This is a genomic window from Euzebya pacifica, from assembly GCF_003344865.1.
In the GTDB taxonomy this organism is placed as follows: domain Bacteria; phylum Actinomycetota; class Nitriliruptoria; order Euzebyales; family Euzebyaceae; genus Euzebya; species Euzebya pacifica.
Genome location: NZ_CP031165.1, coordinates 273,513 through 297,681 on the forward strand (window position 1 = coordinate 273,513; position 24,169 = coordinate 297,681).

At 68.6% G+C, this 24,169-nt stretch carries 20 protein-coding genes; 12 read left to right on the forward strand and 8 right to left on the reverse strand.

The window, feature by feature from the left end; all coding sequences use genetic code 11:
• Positions 1-2: 2 nt before the first annotated feature.
• Positions 3-578, reverse strand: a complete 576-nt coding sequence (locus DVS28_RS01215; protein WP_114589826.1) for a Uma2 family endonuclease — start codon at positions 576-578, stop codon at positions 3-5.
• Positions 579-736: 158 nt separating this feature from the next.
• Between DVS28_RS01215 and DVS28_RS01220 the strand changes: the two genes are divergently transcribed.
• From DVS28_RS01220 to DVS28_RS01240, 5 genes are all read left to right on the forward strand, one after another.
• Complete coding sequence (locus DVS28_RS01220) at positions 737-2,314, forward strand: cation:proton antiporter family protein (protein ID WP_164709770.1); 1,578 nt, start codon at positions 737-739, stop codon at positions 2,312-2,314.
• Between the two features lie 200 nt (positions 2,315-2,514).
• Complete coding sequence (locus tag DVS28_RS01225; RefSeq protein ID WP_164709771.1) at positions 2,515-3,633, forward strand: TRAP transporter substrate-binding protein; 1,119 nt, start codon at positions 2,515-2,517, stop codon at positions 3,631-3,633.
• Positions 3,630-4,184, forward strand: coding sequence for a TRAP transporter small permease (locus DVS28_RS01230; protein ID WP_114589829.1), 555 nt, complete (start codon positions 3,630-3,632; stop codon positions 4,182-4,184). Before DVS28_RS01225 ends, DVS28_RS01230 begins: the two co-directional genes overlap by 4 nt.
• Before the next feature lie 2 nt (positions 4,185-4,186).
• Positions 4,187-5,458, forward strand: coding sequence for a TRAP transporter large permease (locus tag DVS28_RS01235; RefSeq protein WP_114589830.1), 1,272 nt, complete (start codon positions 4,187-4,189; stop codon positions 5,456-5,458).
• 55 nt (positions 5,459-5,513) lie between these two features.
• On the forward strand, positions 5,514-6,053 hold the full coding sequence (locus DVS28_RS01240) for an AAA family ATPase (RefSeq protein ID WP_114589831.1): 540 nt from the start codon (positions 5,514-5,516) through the stop codon (positions 6,051-6,053).
• Positions 6,054-6,082: 29 nt separating this feature from the next.
• On the opposite strand, the gene DVS28_RS01245 is transcribed toward DVS28_RS01240, so the two are convergent.
• Positions 6,083-6,874, reverse strand: coding sequence for a cell wall-binding repeat-containing protein (locus DVS28_RS01245; RefSeq protein WP_164709772.1), 792 nt, complete (start codon positions 6,872-6,874; stop codon positions 6,083-6,085).
• A gap of 462 nt (positions 6,875-7,336) precedes the next feature.
• Here DVS28_RS01245 and DVS28_RS01250 point away from each other — a divergent pair, with 462 nt between their 5' ends.
• A complete protein-coding gene (locus DVS28_RS01250; protein WP_114589833.1) occupies positions 7,337-8,095 on the forward strand; it encodes a M23 family metallopeptidase in 759 nt (252 codons plus the stop codon).
• Positions 8,096-8,145: 50 nt separating this feature from the next.
• Here the strand turns inward: DVS28_RS01250 and DVS28_RS01255 are convergent, their stop codons facing one another.
• Entirely contained in the window at positions 8,146-8,514 is a 369-nt protein-coding gene (locus DVS28_RS01255; protein ID WP_216826322.1) for a hypothetical protein, read from the reverse strand.
• 261 nt (positions 8,515-8,775) lie between these two features.
• Here DVS28_RS01255 and DVS28_RS01260 point away from each other — a divergent pair, with 261 nt between their 5' ends.
• Both DVS28_RS01260 and DVS28_RS01265 read left to right on the forward strand, forming a co-directional pair.
• Positions 8,776-9,180, forward strand: coding sequence for a hypothetical protein (locus DVS28_RS01260; protein ID WP_114589834.1), 405 nt, complete (start codon positions 8,776-8,778; stop codon positions 9,178-9,180).
• A 96-nt stretch (positions 9,181-9,276) separates the two neighbouring features.
• A complete protein-coding gene (locus tag DVS28_RS01265; protein WP_216826323.1) occupies positions 9,277-10,899 on the forward strand; it encodes a nuclease-related domain-containing DEAD/DEAH box helicase in 1,623 nt (540 codons plus the stop codon).
• Between the two features lie 654 nt (positions 10,900-11,553).
• On the opposite strand, the gene istB is transcribed toward DVS28_RS01265, so the two are convergent.
• The 3 genes from istB to DVS28_RS01280 form a co-directional block, all read right to left on the reverse strand.
• Positions 11,554-12,339, reverse strand: coding sequence for an IS21-like element helper ATPase IstB (istB, locus tag DVS28_RS01270; RefSeq protein ID WP_114589836.1), 786 nt, complete (start codon positions 12,337-12,339; stop codon positions 11,554-11,556).
• On the reverse strand, positions 12,339-13,556 hold the full coding sequence (gene istA, locus DVS28_RS01275) for an IS21 family transposase (RefSeq protein ID WP_114589837.1): 1,218 nt from the start codon (positions 13,554-13,556) through the stop codon (positions 12,339-12,341). Before istA ends, istB begins: the two co-directional genes overlap by 1 nt.
• Positions 13,557-14,073: 517 nt before the next feature.
• A complete protein-coding gene (locus DVS28_RS01280) occupies positions 14,074-16,179 on the reverse strand; it encodes a DEAD/DEAH box helicase (RefSeq protein ID WP_114589838.1) in 2,106 nt (701 codons plus the stop codon).
• A 38-nt stretch (positions 16,180-16,217) separates the two neighbouring features.
• Between DVS28_RS01280 and DVS28_RS01285 the strand changes: the two genes are divergently transcribed.
• Entirely contained in the window at positions 16,218-17,627 is a 1,410-nt protein-coding gene (locus DVS28_RS01285; RefSeq protein ID WP_114589839.1) for an ATP-binding protein, read from the forward strand.
• A 33-nt stretch (positions 17,628-17,660) separates the two neighbouring features.
• Here DVS28_RS01285 and brxD read toward each other — a convergent pair whose 3' ends face one another.
• Positions 17,661-18,992, reverse strand: a complete 1,332-nt coding sequence (gene brxD / locus DVS28_RS01290) for a BREX system ATP-binding protein BrxD (protein ID WP_342795431.1) — start codon at positions 18,990-18,992, stop codon at positions 17,661-17,663.
• 184 nt (positions 18,993-19,176) lie between these two features.
• Between brxD and DVS28_RS01295 the strand changes: the two genes are divergently transcribed.
• From DVS28_RS01295 to DVS28_RS28020, 3 genes are all read left to right on the forward strand, one after another.
• Positions 19,177-20,016 (forward strand): hypothetical protein, encoded by an 840-nt coding sequence (locus DVS28_RS01295; protein ID WP_216826325.1) that lies wholly within the window; start codon positions 19,177-19,179, stop codon positions 20,014-20,016.
• Positions 20,017-20,378: 362 nt separating this feature from the next.
• Positions 20,379-21,095 (forward strand): DUF6308 family protein, encoded by a 717-nt coding sequence (locus DVS28_RS01300; protein ID WP_114589842.1) that lies wholly within the window; start codon positions 20,379-20,381, stop codon positions 21,093-21,095.
• A gap of 62 nt (positions 21,096-21,157) precedes the next feature.
• Entirely contained in the window at positions 21,158-21,307 is a 150-nt protein-coding gene (locus DVS28_RS28020) for a hypothetical protein (protein WP_164709774.1), read from the forward strand.
• A gap of 28 nt (positions 21,308-21,335) precedes the next feature.
• Here the strand turns inward: DVS28_RS28020 and pglZ are convergent, their stop codons facing one another.
• Positions 21,336-24,011 (reverse strand): BREX-2 system phosphatase PglZ, encoded by a 2,676-nt coding sequence (gene pglZ / locus DVS28_RS01305; RefSeq protein WP_114589843.1) that lies wholly within the window; start codon positions 24,009-24,011, stop codon positions 21,336-21,338.
• Positions 24,012-24,169 lie beyond the last annotated feature (158 nt).

The following is a 24,169-nucleotide window of genomic DNA, read 5'->3' on the forward strand; positions in this document are numbered from 1 at the left end:
ACCTAGAAGTCGAAGAGCTCGTCGAGGTCGACGGTCACGTCCGCCACGGCGACCGGCTCGATGACGCCGTCGGTCAGGTGCTCGATCGTGGCCCACGTCCCGTCGGGCTTGGGGGCGGTGTGGCGGATGACGACCCGCTTGACCGCATCGATCACCCAGTACTCCGGATACCCGGCTGCCGCGTAGCGCCGCGCCTTCTCCCCGAGGTCGAGCGCCAGGCTCGACTCGGCCACCTCGATCACGAGCAGGGCCTCGCCGGTCTTGCCGACGCCGCCGTACTTGGGCAGAGGCAGGATCGACAGGTCCGGTTCGGGCTCGGAGATGTCGTCGACCTGCAGGGGCCCCTGGACGTTGACCGAGTGCCGGCCGTGGACCTGATGGGCGAGCATCATGTTCAGGTCGACGACAAGCTGGAAGTGCGGGTCCTTCTGCGGGGTCATCTCGATCAGCAGCCCTCCGACGAGCTGCACCCTCGTGCCCTCGAAGACCCCTAGGTCGATCAGGCGGTTGTACTCCTCCCGCGTGAGCGGGCGGAACTCGTCGGGGAGCGTCGTGGGTGGTGCGAGCAACGTGGTCATCTCCTGCGGAGTGTCGCCGGCTGGAGCTCGCCGGGTCGTCCAGCAGCCCGGCGCCTATGGACAACGGTAGTCCGCCCTGGGCCCGGTGACGAGGGCGCAGCCGGACCTACGCGATCTGGGGGATGTGCGTCGTCCGCCCGTCGGCGATGATCGCGGCCATGGACGTTGCGCTCCTGCTGGCTGCCTTCGGGTTCGGCTTCCTCGCGCGCACCGTCGGCCTGCCGCCCCTGATCGGCTACCTGGCGGCCGGGTTCGTCCTCCACGGCTTCGGGTTCGAGACCACCTCCGCCATCCAGGCGATCGCCGACGTCGGCATCCTGCTGCTCCTCTTCGGCATCGGCCTGAAGCTGCGGGTCCGCACGCTGGCCGCCCCGCAGGTCTGGGGCACCGCCACCGCGTTCGCCGTGGTGGCCACCACCGCGACGGCGGGGGTGCTGTGGATCGTCGCCCAGCTCGGCCTGCCGTTGGCCGCCGACCTGGACCTCGTCGGCCTCGCCGTCATCGGGTTCGCGTTCTCCTTCTGCTCCACCGTGTTCACCGTCAAGGTGCTCGAGGAGGGCAACGAAACGGCGTCGGTCGCCGGCCGGGTCGCCATCGGCGTGCTGATCCTCCAGGACGTCTTCGCCGTGGCCTTCCTCGTGGCGGTGGGCGGCACCCGTCCCTCCCCCTGGGCGTTGCTCGTCGTCCCGGTCTTCCTCCTCGTCGGCCCCGCGTTGTGGTGGCTGCTGGACCGGGTCGGGCACGGCGAGACGCTGGTGCTGCTCGGGTTCGCCGCCGCCGTGGGCATCGGTGCGGAGCTGTTCGAGCTGGTCGACCTCAAGCCCGACCTCGGCGCACTCGTCGCCGGCATCCTGCTGGCCGCCCACCGGCGTGCCCCCGAGCTGGCCGGGCGGCTGCTGGACTTCAAGGACATCTTCCTCGTCGCGTTCTTCCTCTCCATCGGGCTGCAGGGGTTCCCGTCGGGCGCGGCATGGGCGATCGGCGGGATCGTCCTGCTCGTCCTCCCGCTCCGGACCTTCCTGCTCTTCTGGCTGTTCACCCGCTTCCGCCTGCGTGCCCGGACGTCGCTGGGTGCGGCGCTGCACCTGTCGACCTTCAGCGAGTTCGGCCTGATCGTCGCTGCGGCCGCGCTGGGGGAGGGGCTGATCGGCGAGGGGTGGCTGGCGACCCTCGCGGTGGCGGTCGGGCTGTCGTTCGTCGCGGCGTCGGTTGCAGGCCGGCTGCGGTACGCGCTGCACGGACGGCTGGGCGAGCGCCTGGCCGCCTTCGAGCGGCACCCGACCGTGGCGGGGGACGCCGTCATCGACATCGCCGACGCGCGGATCCTGGTGTTCGGGATGGGGCGGGTCGGCACGGGTGCCTACGACGAGCTGGTGGTCCGCCGTGGGGGGCGCGTGCTCGGGGTGGACGTCGACGAGGCCAAGCTGCTGCGCCACATCGGGCGGGGACGCAACGTCATCCGTGGGGACGCGCTGGACCGGGACTTCTGGGAGCGGGTCCGGCTGCACCCCGACATCGAGTTCGCCGTGGTGACGATGGGCCGGCACCACGCCAACGTCGAGTGCGTCAAGCGGGTCCGGGAGTTCCTGCCCGACGTCCGCATCGCCGCGGTCGCCAACTACCCCGACCAGGTCGCGGAGCTGCAGGCGGTCGGTGTCGACGTGGCCCGCAACCTGCACGAGGAAGCCGGACAGGCCCTTGCCGACGACGCCCTGGGTGCGGTCTTCGGCTCCTGACGGACGCCTCCCCCGGCACGTCGTCGACGCACCTCTAGGCGGATATTGATGCGCCTGGTTGCTTGTGTGCTCTAGTGTTCTACCGAACAGTCAGTAAATCGCTTGTCGGCCGCCGGGAAACGGCGCCTCGACGGGACATCAATCGCCCACGGGCGAGAGCCGGCCGCCCTTGGGCGGTGATGACACAGGGAGAACACGCGATGCACGACAGGGCCACCACGACACCGACCCGGGCGATCGCCATCGCGCTGCTGCTGGTCATGCTCATGACCGCCTGCAGCTCGAGCGACGCCGATAGCGACGCTGCCGACACCGGCGCCGACGAGACGGCCGAGGCAACCGACGCGGCCGACGCGTCGGGCCCCGACGACGCGGCTGCCGGGACCGAGGAATGCGAGACCGGCATCGAGACCCGCTTCGCCCACCACCTCGGCGACACCGTCATCGGCCACGAGGCGTTCGTCGCCATGGGTGAGGAGATCGAGGCCGAGACCGACGGCCGGATCACCATGGAGGTCTTCCCGGCCGGGCAACTCGGCGGCATCGCCGAATGGGCGGGCCTGCTCCGCGACGGCGTGATCGAGTTCGCGTGGACCGACGCCTCGACCCTGGGTGCGGTCGTGCCCGACGTCGCCGCGCCCAACCTGCCGTTCCTCTTCGAGAACGAGGAGGAGTTCCACCAGATCATGGACGGGCCGATCGGTGAGGACATCAACGCGCTGATCCGCGAGGAGGCCGGCATCGAGATCCTCGGCTGGTCCTCCGTCGGTGCCCTCATCCCCTTCTTCGGCGGCGTCGAGGCCGCCACGACCCCCGAGGACCTGCAGGGCCTGGCGATCCGCGTCCCCGAGGCCCCCGTGTCGGTCGAGGCGTGGCGCCTGCTGGGTGCCGAGCCGGTCGCGATGCCCCTCGGTGACGCATACACCGCGCTGCAGACCGGCGCGATCAACGCCTACTGGCTGCCGTACTGGGCGACGCGAGCGACTTCGATGTACGAGGTCAGCGACGCCATGAGCGAGCTGCCCGTCGCCTACGCCAACCTGGCAATTGCCGTCGACCCCAACTTCCTGTCCGGGCTGTGCGAGGCCGACCAGCAGGCCATCCGCACCGCGGCCAGCAACGCCGAGACCGCCAACCGCGAGGGCTGGCCGGCCGCTGACGTCACCGACCGCGAGTACCTGATCGAGCAGGGCATCGAGGTCGCCGAGGTCGAGGACGTCGACGCCTTCCGCCAGCTCGTGCTGCCGCAGTGGGAGGAGTTCGAGGCCAACGCCACCACCGACCTGTTCACCCGCATGCGGGCGGAGCTCGGGCGGTGACCACCGCCCCCAGTGGACTCGACTCGGCCTGGCGGCTGTACGTGCGTGGGCTGCAGGTCACCGCAGCAGGGCTGCTCCTTGCGGTGATCGGCATCACGCTGATGAACGTGCTCAACCGCTGGTTCGGCCTCGGCACGGTCGCCTGGACCGACGAGACGGCCCGCCGGATCCTGATCTGGATGACGTTCGTCGGTGGCGCCCTGGCGGTGGCCAACGGCTCGCACCTGCGGATCGACACGTTGTCGGTTGATGCCGGGACGCGCCTCGGGCGGGTCCTGCGATGGGTCGTCGGGGGCGTCTCGGTGGTGTTCTTCCTGCTGCTGGTGGTGGAGGGGGCTCGGTTCGCCCTCTCCAACGTGGACCGGCTGAGCCCGGCCATGGAGGTGTCGACCGCATGGACGTTCGCCAGCGGCCCGATCGGTGGCCTGCTGTTCCTGCTGGCGTTCCTCGGGCGGGTGGTCGTCGGGGAGCCGGACCCGGTCCTGATCGACGACCCTCCTCCAGTGGACGTCGACGCGCGCGCGACCGCTGATGTCGGCGGGGAGGTCTAGCGATGGAAGGCGCCGCCCTCATCCTCGTCTTCCTCGTCATGTCGGCCATCGGCGTGCCGCTGGCGTATGCCATGGGCGTGTCGACGCTGGCCGCCATGGTGTGGCTCGACATCCCGCTGACCGCGTTGTTCAGTCGGTCCTTCGCGGGTATCGACGCGTTCAGCCTGCTGGCGATCCCCTTCTTCATCTTCGTCGGTGAGCTGCTGACCGGCGGAGGGATGTCGCAGCGGATCATCGACTTCGCCAACTCGCTGACCGGCTGGGTGAAGGGTGGGCTGGGCCTGGTCAACGTTGGCGGCAGCGTGCTGTTCGCCGGGGTCTCGGGGTCCTCGGCCGCCGACACCGCCGCCATCGGTGGGGTGATGATCCCCGCGATGAAGAAGGCCGGGTACGAGCCGGGCTTCTCCGCGGCGGTCACCGCCAGCTCGGCCACGATCGGATCGTTGATCCCGCCGAGCGTGCTGCTGATCATCTACGGCGGCATCTCGGGGCTGTCGATCGGTGACCTGTTCCTTGCAGGGGTGCTGCCGGGCCTGTCGGTCGGGTTGGCGCTGGGTGTGATGACGTGGTGGACGGGTCGCAAGCAGGTCGGTGCGCAGGTGCCGTTCTCGCTGGGCAACGTCTGGAGGACTGCCCGGCGGTCGATCCTCGCCGGGGTGCTGCCCGCGCTGCTGGTCTACGGGATCCTCGAGGGGCTGTTCACCGCGACCGAGGGTGGCGTCGTCGCCGTCGTGTACGCGCTGGTCGTCGGGAAGCTGGTCTACCGCGAGCTGACGTGGGGGATGGTCGGTCGCATGGCGATCCGGACCGGCGAGCTGACCGGGGTCCTGCTGCTCCTGCTGTTCGTGGCGACGAGCTTCGCGTGGGTCCTGGCGTTCGTCGGCCTGCCGCGTCTGGTCGTCGACACGCTGGTCGGGCTGACCGACAACCCGCAGATCATCCTGCTGATCGTCATCGGCTTCCTGCTGGTGTTCGGCATGTTCGTCGAGACGGTCGCGGCGGCCACGATCATCACGCCGGTGTTGCTTCCGCTCGGGCCCGAGCTCGGGTTGGACCCGCTGCACCTCGGCATGATCATCATCACCGCGCTGCTGGTCGGCACCGTCACTCCGCCGGTGGGCATCCTGCTGTACATCTGCGCCGGGCTGGCGGAGGTCGGGACCGGCAAGGCCGTTCGTGCAGTCATGCCGTTCCTCGCCGTGCTGGCGCTGGTTGTCGTGGTGGTGGCGTTCGTGCCCCAGCTGACGGTCTGGCTCCCGTCCCTTGCGTTGTAACGGGGCGGGTCGACTGACGTCGGCCCGCCTCCGGTTCATCCTCTAGGTTTCGCGCATGCGGATCGTCGTCTCTGGCACCCATGCGAGCGGCAAGAGCACCCTCATCGCGGACTTCGCGCGACGGTCCGCAGGGTTCGAGGTGTGCCCCGACCCCTACGAGCTGCTCGACGAGGGCTTCGATGGCCCCGACGTGGACGCCTTCCTCGCCCAGCTGTGGCTGGCGGCCGACCGCCTTGTCGAGCTGCCGGCCGGGGCTCGGGTGATCGCCGAACGGGGGCCGCTGGACTTCGTCGCCTACCTCGACGCGCTGGATGCACTGGGCCGCCCAGCCGCCCCGGCGGCGGTCCGCCGGCGAGGGCTCGCGACAGCGGTGGAGGCCATGCGCCACGTCGACCTGCTCGTGGTGCTCCCGCTGTCGGCGCACGACCACATCGAGGTGCCCGAGGACGAGGACCCCGAGTTGCGCACGGCGATGGATGCGGCGCTGCTGGACCTGGTAGATGATCCCGTCGTTGTGGCAGAGACCCGGGTCCTGGAGGTCAGCGGGACGCCGGAGAAGCGGCTGACGCAGCTGGTCGCTGCGGCCGCTGGATGACGGCTGATGCCTCCGTGGTGCAGCCCCTGTCAGTCGACCCGATGGGAGGTCTGTGCCTGCACCTGGGCGGCCACGTCGTCGCTGACCGCCAGGACGCCGCCGAGCACGATGACCTCCGTGGGGTTCAACCGGGCGACTTCGTCGAGGACGACCTGTGGGACCGGTCCATCGGCCGGGACGTACAGGATCGGTCCGCCGCTCAGCTTGGCACCCGGGAGCGCGTCGACCTGGACGTTGGCGTTCGCCAGGGTGAGTCGTGAAGCCCCGTTGGGGAAGGCGAACCGGCTGACCTCGACGGCGGTTTCGTAGCGGGACGCACCGGCGAGGCGCTCGATGGATGCCGGCTCGAAGGTGGGCTCGGGGATGTCCCCGCCGGGAGAGGTCAGGTCCACCGGTCCGAAGACGTTGGACGTGTCGCCGCCCTCGATGTTGGTTCGCTGCACGAGCATGGGGTAGGTCCCCTCCTGGATGCATCCCGCTGGGATGGTGGTGGTCCACTCCTCCTGCCCGTTGCTGCTGTCGAAGGTCGTGGCGATACCGGGGCAGTCGACCCCCTCGCCGTTCTGGCGGATGCTGGTGTGGGAGCCGAGGTTGCCTGCGGAGATGTACAGGGCGTTGACTCGATCGTCGGTGTCCTGCCTCCAGCTGAGCTCGCCGAAGGATCGCGGATTCTGGATGGTTGTTCGGAGGACGATGTGCTCGGCTTCGACCGTCGAGGTGGCAGCGGTGATCTGCCAAGCTCCTTGTTGGGACGCGGCGACGGTGGCGCCGACAGCGACCAGCGTGAGGCTGAGAATCACGAGGATCAGGGGGCGGTTCATGGGGGATCGGTTCCTTCTGGTTACGGCGACTGCGGACCCTGCCGGAGCTCCGGCACGGATGACGGACAGCATCCTGCATGACGATCGTCACATGTGACGTACGCGGCCGAGGTCGGTCCATTGCTCCATCCCGCCCCCTCCATGGTTTGCGGCAGAGCCACGGTTGGGCCAAGCCGGACGGGGTCTGGAACCACCGTGTGCGCGCGAAGATGTTCAGCATCCTTCTGCGCTACCCGCCGGTGGTTGTTTCGATGTCGATGGCGAGGGCGGTCTAGGCACTTCGAGTCGTGGCCGGCCGGGCAGGGGCCGATCGGGCGGGTGCAGCGGGGAGGGGGCGCCGCACAGTGGACCGTCGACGTGCCGCCCTGCCGCCGCGCCCGAGCCCCCTTGCTGCTCTGCGCCTGCGGCCCTGCTTGACCTTCCCCCCTGACGGTGCGTCGACGACACGAGGAGTCCTTCCCCATGCCCGTCCTTCGACGCCTGTCCATGTCCCTGCTGTTTGCCGTGATGGCGCTGCTGCCGTCGGCAGCCTCGGCGCTGCCGCTCGGCCCCACTGTCCCGTCGACGAGCCAGACCGACAGCATGACCGCCGAGTCCGATGGTGCTCCCGACGCCTACGAGGGGATCTTCTTCCCCGTCAGGCTGCCGCTGGACGCAATGGACAACACCTGGGGCGCGCCGCGCTCGGGCGGCCGCAGCCACGCGGGTACCGACATCCTCGCCCCGCAGATGGCCCCCGCGTACGCCACCGTCGACGGCGAGATCATGCGTGCGAGGGGCGAGGACTGCGTTGAGGGGCAGGTCTGCCGGGACTACTACCTGGCGATCGCCGGCGACGACGGCCGCGGGTACCTCTACATCCACCTCAACGACGACACCCCCGACCGACCCAACGGCTGTGATGGTCTCGGTGGGGTCGAGCACGCCTTCGCCCCGCGTCTCGTCGAGGAGCTCAAGGAACGCGGGACGCTCGAGGGCGTTCGCGTCGAGGCCGGCGAACACATCGGCTACACCGGCTCCTCCGGCAACGCCGACTGCGGCGTGGACCACATCCACTTCGAGATCTGGGAGGCCCACGACTGGGGCGCCTCCGGCCGGGTCAACCCCTACGACGAGCTGGTCGCGGCCATCGACGCTGGTAGCACACGCCACGAGGTCGACGACCTGGGTGCCCCAGCCACCCGCGCGCTGCTGGCCTCCCAGCTGGCGATCACCCAGTAGGGCGCGGGGTCACGCCGAGGTGGGTATCCCTTCTGCAGATCCGGCAGCGCTCATGGGCAGTTGACGTACACGACCGGGTGGGCGTTTCCATACTTGAAGTAGTGGCGGACGTCGCCGTGCAGGTACTTGCTGCGGACCTCGTCGTCGGCCCGTTGCCCATCGAACTCCCAGCGGTCCGGTCCCGGATCGAACGTCCGGGTTCGGTACTCGAGCGTCCCCGCCGGATGCCACGAGGAGATCGTGTACACCTCCTTGACTTCGCCCTTGTAGACGGCAAGGGCGAGGCTTGCCTCCTCCCGTCGCGGACCCACCCGCCACTGACCTCGGGTTGCCTCCAGCAGCGCGAGGTCCGACATGTTCGGGTCGAACATCCTGTTGATGCGGATGAGCAGGGCGGGTTCTGTGATGTGCACGTCCACGACGACATCTCCGTGTCGGTCCAGTAGGGCGCCGGGGCGACCGGTCGCTGTTCCGCAGCACAGTATGGGGGGCCGGACGTCATTTTTGACGGCAGCATTGCTGTTCGGGACGACCGGTATCGTTGGGTGGCAGGGTAGTTCGTGGCGTAAACGGTCACGGCTCCGAAGTGCACCACGCCGTGAATGGGAGGGAGTCGCATGAACGCGGACAGGACGTTCTACGTCGCAATCGGGGAGGGTCCACATCGAAGCTGGGATGACATGCGCCAGTACGGGTTCGTCTGCGGGGGACAACGTCGCTGGTACAGCCGGACGCTGCACCAGCTCGAAGCGGGCGACCTGGTGTTCGCATACGTGCCCAAGCGCGGCTATGTCGGTGTGGGTGTTGTGGAGGAACCGGCCTGTCCGGTCCGTGACTTCACCGTCGAGTTCGGGGGCGGGCATCGTTCGCTGCTCGACATGCCGTTGCGGCAGCCGAACCTCGCGGAGAATGCCGACGACGACGAACGGTCGGAGTACTGCGTTCGCGTGCGGTGGTCCGACACGAGGTCAGCTGACGCTGCTGTCCGGGAGTCCGGTATGTACGCCAACCAGAACACGGCGACGAAGCTTCGCGACCAGGAGACGCTGGCGGTGTTGAGGAGGGAGTTCGACCTGCCTACGTGAGGTCGTCGAACGCACTCGATGTGGTCGACTGGTCACATGGGTGATCGGGGTGTTGAGGCGCGATGGGCCGAGGGGACGTCGCCGGCTGAGCGGATCGTGCACGACACGTTGCGGCTGGCCGTTGCTTCCGATGTTCGGTTGCTGCCGCAGGTGATGCTGCGCGTTGGCGAGCGCGGAACAGCCCAGGAGGTGGAGGCGGACCTGATCGTGGTCGACCCAGCCCACGGTGTCACGGTGGTCGAGGTCAAGGGCGGGACGATGCTCTTCGACCCCGGCCGTAACCTGTGGCGGCGGCGCGAGGCTGCCGGGCAGGAGGTCCGGGACCCCGTTGCGCAGGTCAAGCGTGCGCTTGCGATCGTCAAGCGTCATCTCGACCAGAGCCGCTTCCCGGTCGAGGCCATCCCCTTCCGATGGGTCGTGGCCACGCCGGACTGCACCCTCGACTCGCCGGGGGAGGGGCTGCTGCCCGAGGAGCTGCTGTGGGACGCGCGGGCGTTGGGCGAAATGGCCGGCGCGCTGGCCAGGACCCAGGGGAAACCCGACGGCGGAACCACGCCCATCGGCGAGGTCCGGGCCGAGGCGATCGCCAGAGCCCTCCGCGGACGAGCGGTTGAGGGAACACCGAGCGACGCCGCCCGTGTGGCGGCGCACGAGCAGCAGGTCGTGGCACTGACCGAGTCGCACCGCAACGTCATGCACCAGTTCCTGCGCCACCAGCGGGTGCTGGTCCGCGGGGCGGCCGGGACGGGCAAGACGATGCTGGCGCTGGAGGTGGCGGCCCTGCATGCCTCCCAGGGTGCGCGTGTCCTGGTGACGTGCTGGCACAAGCTGCTGGCCACCCACCTTCGGGAGGGCCTGCTGAACCGGTTGTCGACGTTCGGCTCGCCCGCCGCCGATGACGTCACAGACGACCCGACGGGAAGGGTGGTCGTCACCGACCTGGCCTCGCTCGCTGGGGGAGCCGAGCCGCCGGCTGGAGCAGATCCGCGGGAGTGGTTCTACGAAGTCCTCCCCGACCGGTTGAGTCCCGACGCCACGGGCGGGCCCTTCGACGTCATCGTCCTCGACGAGGCGCAGGACCCGGGTGAGCTGTGGCACCTGGCGTTGGCCGGGCTGAGCGTTGACGGCGGTCGCTGGTTCGCCTTCGCCGACCGGCAGCAGGACCTGTTCGGTACCGCGCCAGCGCTCAAGGACTTCGTGGACGTCGCGCACGAGCTGCGGGAGAACTTCCGCAACACCCGGCAGATCGCCGCGTTCGCGACCTGGTTCGGTGATGTGGAAACCGACTGCCTGACCGGCGACGGCCCGGAGGTCGTCAAGGTCGCCGTGCCCGCCGACCGGATCGTCGGCCGAACGACGGAGATCGCCAAGAAGCTCCGGCGCGACGAGGGCTACCGCCCCGACCAGGTCGCCGCCATCTGGCTGTTCCACAACCCGTGGAAGCACGACCCTGACGGACTGGTTGCCCAGCACCGCGGCGGTGAGATGGTCACCACCAACAGCGCGGCGTTCAAGGGCATGGAGCGTGAGGTGGTCGTGCTCGGCATCGACCTCCGGCCGGGTCTCCCGCTTGATGACCTCAAGCGACTCGTCTACACCGCAGCCACCAGAGCGAGGTCGAAGCTGGTCGTCGTCGCCGATCCCGATCAGCTACGGCAGGCCGAGCTGTACATCCTGGCAGGCTTGTTCAAGCGCTCGTCCCCCTCGACACCCGGTTGAGAGGACCTATCGGGTATCTCACCGATCTGACGCGGGAAGCCCGAAGAAGGCACAGCGTTCGCGTTGGGCGCCTGTTGCAACGACCAAGGGACCGCGGCAGAAGATCGTTCGCCCGTGCTCAGATCCCTTGAGTGACGCAGAGCGAGAAGTCGCTTGTCCCGGCCCTTGTCGCCGAAGGGCTTTGTTGCTGTGGACCCGTAAGGAGTGCAGGCCGGGACGTGCCACGCGTGCTTATAAATCGACGATCGAAGCAGCACGGGATTCTGTGGGACTCAACCCGTGTCCTGAGACCAGTCGATCGCAGGACCTATGCGGCCGTGTGACCCGCGAGGCGGAGGTCTCTTGGGTATGGGCTGCCATATCGGGGCTTCGTCGTCCTCGTTGATGCCATAGTGACTTTCCTTGGGACGTTCAAGTGGTGAGTAACACAGCCGCGGCGTAGGGCGCGCTGGCATGACGGCGCCGCATGCGGCTGCCAGTTCGGTGTCATCTAGATACTCGCGTAGGACACCTTCCTCCCAGCATCCGTCGGAGAACCACGATGCGAGACGGGCCACGACCACACTTTGCAGCCAGGGGTCGAGGGGCCTTTCTGTCAACAGCGGGCGAAATCTGACCCCCTTGCAGCGGTTGAATCTTGACCCCCTCTGGAGTTCATGGTGCTGGGTCGGCGGCGGGGACGCGGCCGAGGTCGCGGTCCTTGAGGCGGTAGCTGTCGCCCTTGAGCGGGACGACGTCGGCGTGGTGGACGAGCCGGTCGATCATGGCTGCGGCCACGACGGGGTCGCCGAAGACCTCGCCCCACCGGCTGAATGGCTTGTTGGAGCTCATGATCACGCTGGCGCGTTCGTATCTGGCGGCGATGAGTTGGAAGAACAGGTTGGCGGCCTCGGCCTCAAACGGGATGTAGCCGACCTCGTCGATGACCACGACGGGGACGCGGCCGAGGGCGCGGAGTTCGTCCTGGAGCCGGCCGGCGGCGTGGGCGGCGCCGAGCCGGTCGACCCATTGGGCGGCGGTGGCGAAGGCGACGCGGTGACCGGCCAGGCAGGCGCGGATGCCCAGCGCGATGGAGAGGTGGGTCTTGCCGGTGCCGGGCGGGCCGAGGAACACCACGTTGGCGCGGGCGTCGACGAAGTCGAGCTGGCCGAGATGGCCGATCAATTCGCGCTTGACGGAGGTCTGGTGGTCGAAGTCGAAGTCCTCCAGGGTCTTGCGGGCCGGGAACTTCGCGGCTTTGATGCGGGCCTGGCCGCCGTGGGCGGCGCGGGCGTCGACTTCTTTCTCAAGGCACGCGGCGAGGAACGCCTCGTGGGTCCAGCCCTCCTCGCGGGCCCGGTCGGCCAGCCGCGGGGCGGCCGCCGCGAGGGACGGGGCCTTCATGGCCCGGCACAGGTAGGCCAGGTGGCTGTCGGTGGCCGACGCCGGCGTGGTTGCCATCAGGCCACCCCGAGCAGCCGGTCGTAGTCGGCGAGGTCCCGCTGCTCCACACCGGTGTCGGGGCCGGCGACGGGCAGCTCGAGCAGCTGGGCGCGGGCCTTGCGGGCGGCGTCGTGGGCCGGGTCGGTGATGGTCTGATGCTTGGCGAGGACCCGGTCGTGGCGGGCGACCTCGTCGCGGCCACAGGTCACCACGACCTGATCGGCGGTGCGGCGGATGGTGACCTTGCGGCCGATCGCGCCCGGGTGGACGGAGTAGTCGTTGGTGTCCACCCGCACCCAGTGGTCGGCGCCCAACCGGACGGTGTGGGTCCAATCGACATCGGGCGGCACCGGCGGCAGCGGCAGCATCGCGGCCAGGTCGGCGTCGATGCGTTCGGAGGGCCGCTGGCGCAGCCCGGCGTGGACCCTGACGTTGGCCCGGTCCTCAAGCCACAGGCCCAGCTGGGTGTTGAAGTCGTCGATCGAGCCGAAGCTGCGTCCGGGCATGAAGCTCGTTTCCAGGTAGCCGTTGGCCCGCTCCACCACCCCCTTGCGCTCCGGGTGGCCCTTGGCCAGCACGATCGAGCCCATCCCCAACGTGCCTCGGAACGCCAAGTACTCCTGGGTGTAGACCAGCTTGCGGCCCCGCCGGACGCTGATCGCGGGCTCGCCGTCATACACCCCCTTGCGGGGCACCCGGCCCAGGTCGCGGAGGCACCACAGGTGCCCGCCGAGCACGTCGTGTTTGTCCTTGGACGGGATCATCCGGGCGGTGATCCACCGCGAGTAGCAGGGCACCCCGACGATCACCGGCAGCACCGCGGTCTGTCCGAACCCGACCGGCACCTTCAGGTCCTCGGGGAACCACAGGTCCCACTGGGCCAGCTCGCCCTCCCGATAGACGGTGCGGCCATACCCCTCCGGCAGCAGGTAGGCCGGACGCAGCTCACGCACCCGGTCGCGCAGCACCGTCATCCCCCGCGACCAGCCGATCCGCTCGGCGATCACCGTGGCCGGCATGTCCGGCGTGGCCTTGAGCAACTGGCGGATCTGCGGCTCGAACGCATCCACCGCCGACCCCGCCGCCTCCCGCTCGTACTTCGGTGGCGACGCCGAGCGGATCGCCGCCCGCACCGTGTTGCGCGACAACCCCGTCGCCCGCACGATCGCCTTGATCGCCATCCCCTCAGCGAAATGCAACCGGCGGACCTCAGCCCACTGCTCCACGTCAATCACAACCCTTCCTCCTGACTCGACGACACGATCGAGTCAGGGTCAGATCCCACCCGCCCACAGCAGGTGAACCACGACGAAGGGGGTCAAGATTCGCCCGTCGTCAGGGGGTCAGTATTGGGCCGCTACCGACACTTTCGGGTTGATTCCTCAGAGTGGTCCAGTCGCGGCCAAGCACCGTCTCAGGAAGCCTCTCGTCAGTAACTGCGAGTCGTATAGCTCCGTCGGTCGTGGGACATCGGTCCAATCGGACCTTCGGCATCGCTTTCGCGAACCACGATTGGGCTTGTCCGTCAACGCTCCATGTCTCGTTGAAGAGACGTATGGCTGTGCCCTTGAAGAGACTTATCCTTGTGAGATGGCGCTGCTGTCGCTTGGCGCTCGAATCGTCGACGTACACGTACCTGGGTCCGTTCCACTCGTTATGCGTGAACCTGTAACCGACCATGGTGCTTCCTTTCGGGTTCCTTCTCGGTCGAAGGAGCAGAACCCTTTAGGCCCATCCCATTGGCCTACATCGTCAGGCAATGGCTCTGAGGGCCTTCTCCAGCGTGGCGGCTACGGCATCGTCGTCGCGCAGTCGCTCGGCGAGCGTGTGCATCGCCAAAGGCAGAGGCAGGCATTCGTTGAACTTCAGGCCCGTGACGGCGCCGGGGGAAACCCCAGGAAGCAGGTCCGACGCGTCGCTGCGCTTCAACTCGGCGATGGCGGCGGTCGCACCCGCTTGGGTCGTGCCCGGGCGCAGGGGCACGTACAGCTCGGTGGCCGCGTTGACCGACCCGGCGCAATCGAGGTGCTCGGTCAGCGCAAGGTTGGCCTTGGTGCCCGCGAACGTCCACCACACCGGGCGGCCGCCGTCGCTGCCGACCACTGTGCCGTCCGGTGACGCCCACTCGTGCCACGACCGTTGCTGGGCCAACACCGACTTCGCCCGCTGGGACCAGGTCACTCCGGGGGTGTGTCCCTCGAGGACGCGGGCCATGGCCTGCGCCAGCTCGTAGGAGATCGCGGGACCACCGGAGTTCCACCGGCTCTTGCCCATGTCGTCGCTGGGCTCGACGAACACGAGGCGACGCGGCCAGTCGACGTCCTTGACCCGCCACGGCCGGCCACCCAACAGGATCACCGCCGGGCCGTCCTGACGGCGCTGGAGGCTGAGGGGGTCGATGCTCCCGAGCTCCCGCCGGCCGTGCCAGACCGTCATCAGCGGGGCCGCGGTGAACACCGCGATCAGGTCGAGGAAGTGGCGTCGGCCGTAGCTCTCCTCGCCCTCGATCCCGAAGGAGAGCATCCCGCCCTCGTCGACAAGGATGGCTTGGTTGACCATCCACTCGACGATCTCCTCGACCGGCTCGGGGTCCATCGCCGCGAATGCGGGCAACGGTCCCATCCACTCACGCCACAGCTGCCGACCGACACGCCCCTCCTGCAGGGACAGGGCCATCAGCTGCTGGGCGAACAGGTGCGCGGGGGCCGGGGGTGGGGTGACCGGTTCCACCCATCCGTCCTCCCACAGGGCCAGCAGCCCAGCAGCCTGCAGCACCGCCGCGTCCTTGGTGCACAGAAACAGGCAGTTGCGGCTGGTTCCCGATCGCCGGCCGGTCCGACCGATCCGCTGCAGGAACGACGCCACGGTCGAGGGCGCGTCGATCTGGATGACCCGATCCAGGTCGCCCACGTCGATGCCCAGCTCGAGCGTCGAGGTGGCCACGATGACGCAGTCGCGAGCCTCGGTGAACGCCCGCTCGGCATACCGCCGCTCATCTGCTGACAACGACGAGTGCGACACGAAGGTGGCCACGTCGAGCAGCCGCAGGGCGGTGGACAGCTCCTCCACCCGCGCTCGGCTGTCGACGAACACCAGCCGCTTCTCTCCGCGGTGCAGGCGGCTGATGACCGTTGCCGCGTTGTCGATCGTGCCGACGAAGTCGACGGTGATCTCGGTCTGGTCGGTCGTCGCGTCGGCCGCCGGGTTGATCACGCCACCGGCCCGACCGGTGTCGCTGCCCTTCAACCACTCCAACAGGCCGCCGGGGTCCCCGACCGTTGCCGACAACCCGATGCGCTGGACGGGTCCGCCGGCCAGGTGGCTGACGCGCTCCAGCAGCGACAGCAGGTGCCAGCCGCGGTCGTCCCCGGCGAAGGCATGCACCTCGTCGACCACCACGGTGCGGACGTTGCCGAGGAACGCCCGCGCGTCGATGGTCTGGGAGATCAGCATGACCTCCAACGACTCTGGTGTCGTCAGCAGGATGTCCGGCGGCTCGGCCAGCATCCGACCCCGCACGCCCCGCCCGATGTCGCCGTGCCACACACCCGCGGTCCGCCCGACCATCTGCGCGTAGGACTCGAGCCGCGGGAACAGGTTGTTCAGCAGTGCCTTCAGCGGGCACACGTAGAGCACCGACAGCCCGTTCCAGTCCTCGGTCAGCATCCGGGACAAGATCGGAAAGGTCGCGGCTTCGGTCTTGCCTCCCGCTGTCGGCGCCAGCATGACCGCGTGCTCCCCGGCCATGACCGGCTCGATGGCCTGCTGCTGCAGCGGCCGAAGCGACGGCCAACCAAGCGTGTTGACCACGTGATGAAGGACAGCGGGGTGCAAGCGCGGTGCGGCTGGTTCAGGCACGACTGGAACTCTACTCTAAATCCTTTAGAGTAACGAGCATGCAGCGAGAGGTCGAACGAGTGCTCGCTCTTCCGCTGGAGGAGCGCGGCCCCGGAATTGTCGCGCTCCCGGAGACGCAGTGGTTCGATCGGAAGAGCGCCAGGTTGAAGGCCACCGACCTTGCGCCGGCGCTCACCGCGTTCGCGAACGCGGAGGGTGGGACGATCGTGATCGGACTGCGTGATGGTGGCGTTGAAGGGATCGATCACGTGGCGCCGCAGGAGAACGAGTGGCGGCAAGCCGCGGTCGACTTCACCGTCCCCCCGGTCGGCTTGAGCATCGACAAGGTTCCCTGCCTCAAGGCCGATGGTCACGAAACCAACCTCCTGGTCCTCGACATCCCGGCCAGCGATCGTGTCCATGCCACCCACAAGGACGAGGTCTATCTCCGCATCGGAGACGAGAGCCGAAAGCTGACCTTCCAGCAGCGCCAAGAGCTTGAGTTCGACAAAGGTCAAAGCACCTTCGAGAGCACTCCCGTGGAAGGCACGGTCGCCGACCTGCTCGACCGCAACCTCCTGGATGGCTGGGCTGAAGCGGTGGACCACCCGGACGTAGAGCGACTCCTGGCGGCCCGGGGCCTCATCACCCGGTCAGGGAGCCTGACGGTGGGCGCGGTGTTGCTGTTCGGACGGGCCCCGCAGGCGAGCTTTCCCTCAGCGCACGTGCGGATTCTCCGATACCGCGGGACCGACAGGGGCACGGGGCGTCGCCAGCAGGTCGTTGCTGACGAGCGACTGGAAGGGCCGCTGCCGCATCAGATCACTCAGGCAATGGAGAAGATCGCCGCGTTGCTGCCGACTCGGCGGGCGCTGAGCCGGGCCGGACGCTTCGAGGCTGTCGGCGCCATTCCTCATGACGCCTGGTTGGAGGGGCTCGTGAATGCGGTGACTCACCGGTCCTACAGCCAAGCGGGTGACCACGTTCGGGTGGAGATCTTCGATGACCGCCTCGAGATCGAGAGCCCCGGGAGGTTCCCAGGCGTGGTCGATCTTGACGACCCGGAGGCCATGACCCGGTTTGCTCGCAACCCCCGGATCGCGCGTGTCCTTGCCGACCTGAGCCTTGTCCAAGAGCTGGGTGAGGGTGTCCGCCGAATCTTCGAGGAGATGCGGCTCGCTGGACTGGAGCATCCCCGCTACCACCAGACCGCGGGGAGTGTGCGCCTGACCCTGTCGACGGAGCCGGTTGACCGGGCGCTCGAGGCGCGACTGTCCGAGACCGGTCGCGACCTGGTGAGGGCGATACGCCAGCGGGAGCGGGCGAGCACCGGCGAGCTGGCCGATCTTCTTGGCCGTTCACGGCCTGTGGTCATCCGGGATCTGAAGATTCTTGAGCAGGCTCGACTGGTTGAGTGGGTGGGCTCGAGCCCGAAGGACCCCCGGGCCTACTGGCGACTGCCCCGCTGAGCGAATCACACGTGTGGCATTAAACAAGCTCGTTTAGAGCTCCAAGTCGATGTCGTCCACGCTGGTGGCGGCGCGGGCGTTGCGTTCGAGGTCGGTCAGCTCGGCGTCACCGATGGTGAGGGTGTAGTGCTGCCGAGGGTCGAAGTCGTCGAACTGATCGACGCGGTCGAGGACGTCCTCGACGAGCTTGCGGAGGAAGACGCGGGGGGCGATGCCGACCTGACCTCCGAGGTCGCCGGTGACGGCGTTGGCGAGCGTGGCGACGAAGGAGTCGTCGACGTGCTGGCGGACCCTGTCGGGGGCCGCGGGCCCGTCGGCATAGATGTCGCGGACGCGAGTGCCCACCTCGACCAAGCCGTCGTGGCTGAAGCCGGACAGGCGGATCTGCACCGCCCGTGGGTTGTCGAACCGGGCGTCGGTCGTGAAGTCGGTGTGCAGCCGCTGGGCGAGCGGCGGCAGCCGCTTGACGCCCTGCGGTCCGTCGAAGAACGCAGGAGTTCCCGTGATGACCAGGTACAGGCCGGGGAAGCGACCGCCGTCGATCTCGTCGATCAGCTGGCGCAGTCCGTTGAGGGCTCGTTCGCGAACGTCGCCTCGGACTCGCTGGAGGGTCTCGACCTCGTCCAGCACCAGGACCAGCCCGGAGCGGCCGGCATCACGCAGGACGGTCAGCAGCCCGGAGAGGAACGACAGCGCGCCGCCGTGGTCCAGGTCGCCCTTGATCCCCGCGGCACGCTTCACCGCGGCGGCGACGTGGGGCTGGCCGCCGAGCCATGCCAGCAGACCCTCGGCCTGTGCCACGTCTCCGTCGGCCACCGCACGTCGGTACGCGCGCAGCACGGTTGTGAACGCGGGGGCCTGGCGGGCGACCTCGGCCAGCCGTCGCTCGGCCAGCGCCTCGGTGGCGGCCAGCAGACCGGCTTCGTCGGACTCCTGGACCTCGCCGCCGGCGAGCACGTCCTCCTCGAGGGCGAAGAACCAGCCGTCGATGACCGACCGCAACGCCCCTCCAGCCATGTCTGGGGTGGTCAGCCGCTCGCACACCCGGCGGTAGACGGTCTGCAGCTTGTGCAGCGGCGTCTCGCCCTCGCTGATTTGCACCTCGGCCGTGGCGAACCCCTGGCGGCGAGCCCGCTCGGCGAGCCACCGGACGGCGAAGGTCTTGCCGGACCCGTACTCACCGCGGATGGCCTTGAAGTTGGCCCCGCCTCGCTGGACCTTCGCCAGCTCTTCGTCGATGGCCGTCTCGAACCGGTCCAGCCCGACGGCGAGGAGGTCCAGGCCACGCTCCGGGACAGTTCCTCGTCGAAGCGCGTCGATGACGTCCTGGCGTCGTTGTGGGCTGATCGTAGACACGCTCGACAACCTGCCACACCGACTGAAGGACTGCTGGCATGCCCTTCGTCTGATCCGCCTCAAGATTCGGCCGCGTCTTGCCGATGCTCGCTGGACCAAGTTGACACGCCGGGGTGGCGGCTGACCGGGTCGGCTGCTCGTGTGATGACATGACGAACATGTCGAAGGAGTAGCTGAGGACATGCACGAACAGATGACCATCCTGGATCTGGGGAGGCCCAGCGACGTCGAACGCTTCGCGGTGCAGAAGGCGTTGGATTTCTACGCACGCCAAGGCGCGTGGGTGACCAGCGCCGAGCGGCGAATGCGCTTCGGGGCAGACCTCGTGGTGAAGCAAGGGGAGTCCCTGCCGGTACACGTTGAGGTCAAGGGCACGACGCGCGGTCTGGCCGCGTTGCGTGGATGCCTGCAGCCGTCACAGGTGGACGCGGCGAAAGCGCATCTGGACGATGGATTGTGGAAGCTCTTTGCGGTCTACGAGATCGAGCTCACGGGTCGTCACCGCATAGTGCAGCTGGATGCCCGACAAGCGCTTGACCTGCACGACATCGGCGTAGTGCCCGTGGAAGAGCCAGAGGGGCCCGAAGCGGACGCACAGCCCAGCGCTGCGTTCCTGCTGACATGGAACCCGTTGAAGTACACCTGGGACGGTTACAACGACTGGGTGTCTGCGACCGCCACGGGCCGTCAGGCCTTCACGTGGTCCACCGGATCCCGCAAGCGTGGCATCTCACCGGGCGACGACCTCTTCTTGCTGCGTCAGGGTCCCGAGCCGCGAGGGCTCATCGGGCACGGTGTCGCGCTCAGCGAGATCTACCAGAAGACCCACTTCACCGACTCCTCGAAGATCTCGAACTACGTCGATGTGGAGTTCGACACATTGCTTCTCGAGGAGCACGTGCTCCCGCTCGACGATCTGCAGGCGCGCTTCCCGGACGTCAACTGGACGCCCATGGGCAGTGGGATAACGCTGGGCAGCAGCAGCAAGGAGATCGGCGAGCTCTTCGAGGCTCACGCTCGAGCCGTCCGGTGAGCGGTGGATCCGCCGGTTGGTCTTCGCGACTCTGAATCGTGAACGATGATGATCACTGGTCCAGTGGCGGCGTCCGATGCGGCACCATCCGCATCCCCGGTCGATGGAGGACGCCCACGTGCAAGTGGCCGGCCATGTGCTCCAGCGGAAGCGGTCGGATGTGCCACGGCGCGGCAAGTCGGGCCCGCGGGTATCAGCATCAGAGATCGGGGTGATGGCACCCTCCGCGATTGTGCTGACCAAGCTGTCCATCGTCCCAAGTCCCCCAGTCGATACTGGACTCACGGTGCCGACTCAGTGTGACACTCGGACCCGCGCCGAGGGGTGGGCCTTGACAAACGCATTGACGATCGGGATGAACCATGATGAACACCGGCTTTGCAGACGAACTGGAAGCACGTCTCCTGCAGAACCGAGCCGCCAATGATCTACAGAGGTACTTCGGCGGAGGATGGACCGGAGGATTCTGGGACCGGGCCGTCGCGGCGTTGCCGTCTGACGCGATCGGGGTGGCAGACGCAGCAGTCAGCCAGCTGCTCGCGATCGGCGTCACGCCGAAGGGTGGACGGGGTCGTGTCGGCACTCATGGACTGACACAGCTTCTGGAGCTGGACGGACAGATCGAGGAACTGCTCTCCCAGATCCCTGTCGACCGTGATCTGCACACGCTGACGGAGGAGGAGTTCGCGAAGTGGGTAGGTGACCGTGACGCACCGAACGGATTGGCAAACCAGCTGTTCGAGCTTGTCCGAAGACAGCTCCACCCGAAGGAGGACCGCGCTGTCGCCACCTACAAACTATTGGCCGCGAAGCGGCCACGGTTGCTGCCGATTCGGGACACGAAGGTCGCACGACTCCTCACCGGCAAGGCTGCGCCCAAGTGGTACCGCCCACTCTGGACTGCGTTCCGTGAGCGCCAAGGGATCGTCGCCCGACTGGAGGATCTGCACGAAGAGCTGGGCCGAAAGGACGTCTCGTTGCTGCGGATCGCGGACGTCGTCCTGTGGATGCAAGCCACCGAACCCGACGCGAACGCTACGTGTCTCGACCATGACTGGGTAGAGCACCGACAGAGCTGACGGACACCACCTCGAAGACCGCGTTCACGCGCGTAGTCGACGGCCGACAGGAGTACATCGGGGTGTTCCTCCTGGACGGGGTCCCCGCGGTTCGTCCGATCAATGATGAGATCGGCTTCTGCACGTCGTACCGCGGGGAGGACATCCCGGAGGAGTACCGCGAGTTCGTGAAGAAGCATGAAGGAGCGGTGGCACGGCTGCCCAAAGGGTGAAACCGGCTCCGGCCAGATGTCTGTGACGTCAGCCCGACAGTCCGAACTGGATGCGCAGGACCGAGCGGTCGATGCGGACCTCGCTGTTGGCGTTCACGAAGACCGCCGGGTAGCCGTCGACGTTCAGCAGGGCGCCGAGCGCGGTGGCTTTACCGCGGGCCCGTGACACGCTGACACCCAGGGCCAAGGCGAAGGCCTCACCCGTCAGCGTGCCGCCGGCGCGGTCGAGCTGGGTCAGCAGGTGCACGACGGTGTCGCGGTCGAGGGTCTGCCGCCCTGCGGACTGCTGCTGCACCACGAACACCTCCGACTCGACCAGCTCGGTCACCCACGCCGGTGCATCCATCGGCGCTGGACTGACCTCCGAGGGGATCTCGGCATCAGCCCCGAAGAGGGTCGGAACACCCTTGTCGTCGGTCGGCGGTTCCGCCGGAACGGCCGGGGCGGGCAGGTCCGGCGCAGCGGTGGACATCTCGCTCCACCACGACGGCGATTCTGGGAGCGCAGGCAGCCACCCGTCGATCTCCACGGACGCTGGTAGGAACACCGCCAGCGGGCACAGGACCTCCTGCGGGGTGGCGCCGCCGTGGTAGCCGAGCTTCTTGGTCGCGTTGTAGCGGACCGACTCCGTCGCTGGCGCGATGATCCGCCCTTCGCCCTTCAGCACTCGCGGCCCCTCCAGCAGGACCTCGTCCTCGGCGGGCTGACCCTCGGCAGGCCGCCAGCGCTCGCCGCCGCCGGAGGCCGGACGAACGGTCGAACCGGTCTCGCGGATGTGGCCGTGGTCGGCCACGACGACGACGGCCCGGCCGCCCTCCATCGCCCACTGGAGCAGGTTGTCCATCGGCTTGATCGCCCGCAGCCCGTCGGCCAGCTCGAGCTGTCCGCCCTTGTCCAGGTGGTCGTCGGCGCCGTTGACGACCACGCCGACGACCTGCTGCTCGGGGTCGGTCACGGCGGCACGGACGTCCGGCGCGGGCTGCCCATCGACGGCGTACAGCGAAGCCTTGTGGAACAACCTCGGCGCGACGCCCTTGCTGACCTCGAGCAGTCCTGGATGGTGGGCGAATCCTTCGATCTCGACGTCCTGTCCGCCGGCCTCGGGCCGGCCGGCGAACAGCGATGACCGGCTGACCTGGGTGACGCTGGGCAGGGTCGACACGACCGGCGCCCACCGGCCGTTTGGCGCGACGCGGCGGAAGCGCCGGCCGGCGATGTCATCGAACATCCGGTGAGCCTGTGCCCAGGACAACCCGTCCAGCAGGAGCACCAGCACGGGCGAACCCGACTGGACGACCGGCCGGGCCACGCGGTCCAGCACCGTCTCGATGGGGATGAGCGGGTCGGTGCCGGTCGGGGCGTGCTGGCTCCACTGGGCCAACCGGGTGGCGAAGGCCCGGTCCTCGGCCGCCCGCTCCTCGGACACCGCCTTCGCCAGCTGGTGGGCGGCCGCCCCGAGGGCCGACACGGGGTCACCGGCGAGCAGCGCCAGGCGGGCGTCGTCCACCCACGCGCCCTCCGACACGTAGGCGTTCGCCGCCTGCGCGAGGTCGGCGGGGTTGGCGGTGTCGCCGGGCCCCCGGACCAGCCGGCGCAGCAACCGCTCGACCATGTCCACGGTCCGCACCCGGTTGGTCAGCCGTTCGGCGTCTACGTGTTCTCGGACGGATGCCGCTGCACGCGACACGGCCTCCAGCGCCTTCTCCGAAGGGTTGGCGATCGCGTCCGTCGCGGTTTGCCCAACCCGCTCGGCCCGCGCGTCGAACGCGGCGGGCAGGACGGGGGACTGCACGATCAGCTGGGGGGTCTTTGTCGTCTCGGTCAGGACGGCGGTGGCCCGGTTGGTCCACGCGGTGAACGCGGTCTGGTCGGGGTCCTCGGCGGCCTGCCGTACGAGCTCGGTGGCTGCCCTTCCCCAAGCTTGGGCGTCGACCGTCGACAGGCCGGGGTCGCCCAGGTCGACTTCGAAGCGGGCACGCCCGCCGTCGCCGGTGTCCAGCCCCGCGGGTGTCCAGAGCACGGCCGCCACGAGCCCGAAGGGGACGACGTCGGCCTGCCTGCCGGCGCGGATGAGGTGCACCACCGGCTTGGCGGCGCCGCCCACCCGCTCGGCAAGCCAGTCGGCGATCCGGCCCACGTTCTCCTCCGACAGCCGTGCCAGCGCCGCTACGGACGAGGGACCCGCCGCCCAGGTCAGCAGGTCGGCCAGTGATGGCTGGTCCTTGGGGAGGGACAGCCCGTGGGTCAGCAGTGCCCGCCACGCGATGTCCAGGTCGAGGATCCCGCCCGGGGGCGGGGCGAACGTCCGTCCGACGGGGGCGACGTCGACCAGCAGGTCGGCCAGCCACTGGTGGTCGCGCAGCGACTGGTGGATCTCGCTGACGCGGAACAGGTCCTTGAGGATCTCGTACGCCTCGGGCTGCAGCAGCTGACGGCGGTACAACCGGGCGACGACCTCTGCGCCGATGTCGTCGCGATCGGTCAGCACGACCAGCAAGCGGCCGTCGTCGGCGTCGAGGTGGTCCCAGACGGCGGCCCGCACCGCGAGGGTCGAGGGGCATGCGGCCACGACGACACCGTCCCCGAGCGACCCGTTTTCCGTCCACACCGGTGCGGCCCTGAAGCCGACGACGCGGGCGTCGTCATGGCGGGCCTTGTCCACGTAAGCGCGAAGCTGCGCGGCGGTGACGGGCCTGGCGGTCATCGATGCACTCCACACGGTTGGCTGCGTTGGTCAAGACGGGCGGGTGAAGGGTCGCACACACCGCCTCCCTACCTCGAAGTCCACCCCGACTTGTCTGGGAGAATGCACGCAGCGCCCGCCACCCGCCACAGGGCAACGAGCGCCGCCTGATGCGGGGC

Excerpts from the sequence above, each read along its gene's own strand:
- DVS28_RS01215 (WP_114589826.1), bottom strand. The coding sequence starts at position 578 with ATGACCACGTTGCTCGCACCACCCACGACGCTCCCCGACGAGTTCCGC.
- DVS28_RS01220 (WP_164709770.1), top strand. The coding sequence starts at position 737 with ATGGACGTTGCGCTCCTGCTGGCTGCCTTCGGGTTCGGCTTCCTCGCG.
- DVS28_RS01225 (WP_164709771.1), top strand. The coding sequence starts at position 2,515 with ATGCACGACAGGGCCACCACGACACCGACCCGGGCGATCGCCATCGCG.
- DVS28_RS01235 (WP_114589830.1), top strand. The coding sequence starts at position 4,187 with ATGGAAGGCGCCGCCCTCATCCTCGTCTTCCTCGTCATGTCGGCCATC.
- DVS28_RS01240 (WP_114589831.1), top strand. The coding sequence starts at position 5,514 with ATGCGGATCGTCGTCTCTGGCACCCATGCGAGCGGCAAGAGCACCCTC.
- DVS28_RS01245 (WP_164709772.1), bottom strand. The coding sequence starts at position 6,874 with ATGAACCGCCCCCTGATCCTCGTGATTCTCAGCCTCACGCTGGTCGCT.
- DVS28_RS01250 (WP_114589833.1), top strand. The coding sequence starts at position 7,337 with ATGCCCGTCCTTCGACGCCTGTCCATGTCCCTGCTGTTTGCCGTGATG.
- DVS28_RS01260 (WP_114589834.1), top strand. The coding sequence starts at position 8,776 with ATGCGCCAGTACGGGTTCGTCTGCGGGGGACAACGTCGCTGGTACAGC.
- istB (WP_114589836.1), bottom strand. The coding sequence starts at position 12,339 with ATGGCAACCACGCCGGCGTCGGCCACCGACAGCCACCTGGCCTACCTG.
- DVS28_RS01285 (WP_114589839.1), top strand. The coding sequence starts at position 16,218 with ATGCAGCGAGAGGTCGAACGAGTGCTCGCTCTTCCGCTGGAGGAGCGC.
- DVS28_RS01295 (WP_216826325.1), top strand. The coding sequence starts at position 19,177 with ATGACCATCCTGGATCTGGGGAGGCCCAGCGACGTCGAACGCTTCGCG.
- DVS28_RS01300 (WP_114589842.1), top strand. The coding sequence starts at position 20,379 with ATGATGAACACCGGCTTTGCAGACGAACTGGAAGCACGTCTCCTGCAG.
- pglZ (WP_114589843.1), bottom strand. The coding sequence starts at position 24,011 with ATGACCGCCAGGCCCGTCACCGCCGCGCAGCTTCGCGCTTACGTGGAC.